This window comes from Parabacteroides sp. merdae-related_45_40, assembly GCF_001915675.1.
Genome location: NZ_MNQY01000008.1, coordinates 1 through 4037, shown reverse-complemented (window position 1 = coordinate 4037; position 4037 = coordinate 1). Strand labels below are relative to the sequence as shown.

The window sequence follows — 4037 nt, the reverse complement described above, 5'->3', positions numbered from 1 at the left end:
GACCGATCCGGTATTCCTGACCTATGACGAGTTGCAGACCGTAATGAAAAAGAAATTCACCATTCCACGGCTTGAACTGGTCAGGGATGTCTTTGTCTTCGCGTGCTTCACCGGTCTGGCGTTCTCCGATGTCGCCACTCTGAGTGGTGAAAACCTGGTACAGGACAATCTCGGGGACTGGTGGATAAGGAAGGGAAGGGTCAAGTTGGAACACCGCAGAAAAGCGTCTTCCATCAGCAACATCCCGCTGCTGCCCGTTCCACTGGCCATATTAGAGAAATACAGGGAACATCCGGTCTGCATAAAGAAAGGATGCTGCCTGCCTGTCATGTGCAACCAGAAAATGAACAGCTACCTCAAGGAAATCGCCGATTTCTGCGGCATAAAGAAAAACCTGACCACGCACGTTGCAAAACATTGTACATTCTCTATATAGTTGAATATTAAACAGTTATACTCTACTTATCACTAAGTAGGTAACGATTTAGAAACGAGCAAATTACAATATTCTGTTTTCCTTTGCACCAGTCAAAGAACGATTCTTTCAATGCAAATATACACTTTATTGTCTAAAAAAACAATCATTTTCTATTTTTAATTGACTTACAATCAACCTTAAAGAGAGTATCTGATTTCACTTCCTCCTTTTGGAAGAATGCTGGCCCGCTCATATAATCCGGTATTTTTTTAATTTCTCGTACAAGGAGGTCCGGCTGATACCGAGCATCCTGGCCGTACGGGCACGGTTGCCCTCTGCCTCTTCAAGGGTCTTGAGAAGCAGCCGTTTTTCTTTCTCCTCTTCTGAGAGAGAAGCGGTTTCCTCCCGTCCAACAGTGAGGTCCAGATTCAGCCCCTCCAGTGAGATCCATCCGTCTGCAGAGAGCAGGACAGCACGTTGGATGCAGTTTTTCAGTTCGCGTATGTTGCCGGGCCAGGGATATTTTTGTAATGAAACCGCAGCCAGACTGTTGAAACCGCGTATGGGCTTACGGTGCTTTTCAGAAAAATGCCTCATAAAGAACTCCGCTAACGGAAGTATGTCCTCCCCGCATTCCGAGAGAGGGGGGACATTGATGGTGAACTCGTTCAGGCGATGGAACAGGTCCTCCCGGAAACGCCCTTCGGATATCGCCCTCTCCAGGTTTTCATTCGTGGCGGCTACCAGACGGACATCAAAGGCGTATTCCCGGGTAGAGCCGACGGGCTTGTAGCGTCTTTCCTGTAGGGCACGCAACAGGAGTATCTGTGTCTCGGGGGAAAGGTTGCCGATCTCATCCAAGAACAGCGTACCCCTATCAGCCGTCTGGAACAGTCCGCACCTGTCACCGTAGGCTCCGGTGAACGTCCCCTTGCGGTGCCCAAAAAATTCAGATTTGGCAAGATCGCCGGTAATGGTTCCGCAGTCCACCGGGACAAAAGGCTTGTTCCTACGGTGGCTTTGTTCATGCAGTTCGCGGGCGATATGCTCCTTTCCCGTACCGGAGGCTCCTCGAATGAGCACGGAAATGTCGGAACGTGCCACCAGCCCCACTAACCGGTACATTTCCCGCTCTTTGGCACTCTCCCCGCGGTAGAACTCACTCCCGTCATTCCGAGAACGGCTGAATATCTTTCCGATAGCTTCCAGCAACTTGTCCGGCTGGACGGGCTTGCACAGGTAGTTGGCCGCCCCCAGCTGCATGGCTTCCACCGCGTTCTCCACCTGCCCGTAGTTGGTCATGATAAGGAACGGGGTGGCGTAGAACCTCTCGTTCATCCATTCCAGCAGGGAGGTGCTGTTCCCGTCCGGCAGGCGGAGATCTGCAAGGACAAGGTCGAATTCCCTTGCGGAAAGGGCCTTGCGGGCAGCTGACAGCGTCGTAGCATGTTCGGTCGCCATCCCCTTCTTCTTCAGCCAGTTGCCGATGCTGCGGCTAAAAATCACGTCATCTTCCAAAATAAGTATCGTTTTCATTCCTGTCTCTCTTTCCGCATCAGTTCCGCATAGGATATCAGTTCCCTGACGGCACCGATTATTTTTTCTATTTTCACATATTCCTCATCCTCCCATTGGCCCGCGTCGGATTTGACCAGCACTCTCAGAACCGCCACCGGATAGTCCAGACGTACCGTCTCCCACAACGGCAGGTTCCTGTGGAGGATGGAAATGATTTCCCGGCTGTCCTTTTCTTTCACGGCGGCTGACAGCCTGTCAATGTCCTTGCGGCTCTCACTGACAAACAGCCCCAGCATTTCCTGCCGGTTGTCCTCTCCGGCAAGCAGGAGGGAGAAGTCCGGCCTCCACTCTTTCCCATTCCCTTTTATGCCCCCATGATGGCGGTTACCAGCCTTTCTGCAGAGAAAGGCTTATGGATACATCCGGCGAAACCTGCGGAGAGATATTCCTCTTCCCTACCGGAATGTGCCGTGACGGCTATGGCCGGAATCTCCCTCGCCCGGGGGATGTTCGAGTCCCTCAGCAATTCAAGGACCGAGAAGCCGTCCGCACCGGGCATTTGTATGTCGGTCAGCAGAAGATCATACTCCTGCCTTTTCAGGCAGTCCATCAGTTCCCGGACATCCGTGCAGCAGTCACAGTGAATCCGGCTGCGAGAGAGCATCTCCCGGGTGATCTCCAGCTGGATGCGGTCGTCATCCATGACCAGCACACGGATGCCGCCGGGCGGTTCACAGGCCGGAAACACCTTCTCTTCCAGAGGGGCGGACTGTCCGGCCGATGGCACGGGAAGGAAAACGGAGAAGCGGCTGCCTTCACCGGGGACGCTCTTTACCTCCACACGGCCCCGCATTTCAGACACGAGCCGGGCCGTGATCGCCAGCCCCAGTCCGAACCCTGGAATGCCACGCGCGTTGTCCAGCCTTTCGAACGCCCCGAATATCCGTTCTTTCTCTTCTGCACTTATTCCCACGCCGGTATCCCGGACAGAGATGCAAAGTTCCCCATACAGGTATTCCGCCTCAAGGCGCACCTCCCCGTGGGGCGTAAACTTCAGGGCGTTGGACAGCAGGTTGTCGGCTATTTGCCGGATATGCGAGCCGTCACAGCAGACGATGGTGTCCAGACCGGAGAAGGATACGGTGAACATTAGGTTCTTCTGCCTGGCGGCAAGCCGATGGCCGTCCGCTATTTCCTCGAACAGGACTTTCAGGCTGAAGAGCGTGTCATTGGAACGGACCCCGCCTTCATCCATCCGGTGGTATTCCATCAGCGTGTTTACCAGGCCGAGCATGTAATCGGACGAGTGCAGGATGTTGTCCAGATAGCCGGTCCTGCGGCTGACGTCGCTTTCCGAGGGCAACAGCTCCGCGCAGCCTTTGACGGCCGCCAGCGGGGCGCGCAGGTCGTGGGCCACCGAGGCCATCAATTCCTTGCGTGAGCGGAGCAGTTCCCGATTCCTCCTGTCGGACTGTTCAAGCTCCCTTTCGTACCGGAGACGACGGTTCAGATCCCGGTGGATGATGGTATACAGCATGATCGCCAGCAGGGAGACGGACAGGGCGAGGCCGACTACCATATAGTAGGAGTTGTCACGTTCAAGGACAAAGGCCTTGTAGCGTGCGGTAAAACGCTCGTTGTTCTCCCGCTCAAATTCGGAGACCATATTGTTCATCTTCCCGTTCAGCTCCACACTGCCGGTGTACAGGCTGTCCATCTGTGCCAGTAGCCGGGCCTGCCTTTCGGCCTGTTCCAGGGTGACCCTCTCATTCAGGGAGCGGAGCATGCGTGTTGTCGTCCCGGTTGGAGGGGTGGCGGATAATGACTGCCGTTTACGTTCGGTCTCTTCCCTCTGTTGCAGGTAAGCGGATTTGTTTTCTTTTCTACGGAAGATATCCCAAATGCTTCTTTTCTTTTTGGGAGTATCTCTCTCACCGGTTCCCGGAGAAACCGTATTTTCCTTTTGCCGCGCAGCCTGTTTCCGGGCTGTCGATACAATGGCCGGGATGCTTTCCTGCACAATGTCACCTATACCTTGCAGCTCATTGAAGGTATGCATCGCCTTGGCAAGAAGGAGTTCCTTGTTCCAAAGAAGGAGACA

The 4037-nt window shown here is 54.1% G+C and carries 2 protein-coding genes and 2 pseudogenes; 1 reads left to right on the top strand and 3 read right to left on the bottom strand.

The features are described 5' to 3' along the window. A pseudogene (locus tag BHV83_RS00160) lies at positions 1 to 418 on the top strand (site-specific integrase); the annotation flags it as partial. 249 nt (positions 419 to 667) lie between these two features. Here BHV83_RS00160 and BHV83_RS00155 read toward each other — a convergent pair. The 3 genes and pseudogenes from BHV83_RS00155 to BHV83_RS00145 all read right to left on the bottom strand — a co-directional run. Further along, positions 668 to 1954: a sigma-54-dependent transcriptional regulator gene (locus tag BHV83_RS00155; RefSeq protein ID WP_005641752.1), complete on the bottom strand. Its 1287-nt coding sequence runs from the start codon at positions 1952 to 1954 to the stop codon at positions 668 to 670. Then, positions 1951 to 2232 carry an Hpt domain-containing protein gene (locus BHV83_RS21825; protein WP_005641749.1) on the bottom strand — a complete coding sequence of 94 codons (282 nt, stop codon included), beginning with the start codon at positions 2230 to 2232 and terminating at the stop codon, positions 1951 to 1953. The genes BHV83_RS00155 and BHV83_RS21825 overlap by 4 nt, the downstream gene beginning before the upstream one ends. Before the next feature lie 80 nt (positions 2233 to 2312). Continuing rightward, a pseudogene (locus tag BHV83_RS00145) lies at positions 2313 to 4037 on the bottom strand (hybrid sensor histidine kinase/response regulator); the annotation flags it as partial.

What these genes read in the sequence shown, in the direction of transcription:
- BHV83_RS00155 (WP_005641752.1), bottom strand. Translation starts at nt 1,954, where the DNA reads ATGAAAACGATACTTATTTTGGAAGATGACGTGATTTTTAGCCGCAGC.
- BHV83_RS21825 (WP_005641749.1), bottom strand. Translation starts at nt 2,232, where the DNA reads ATGCTGGGGCTGTTTGTCAGTGAGAGCCGCAAGGACATTGACAGGCTG.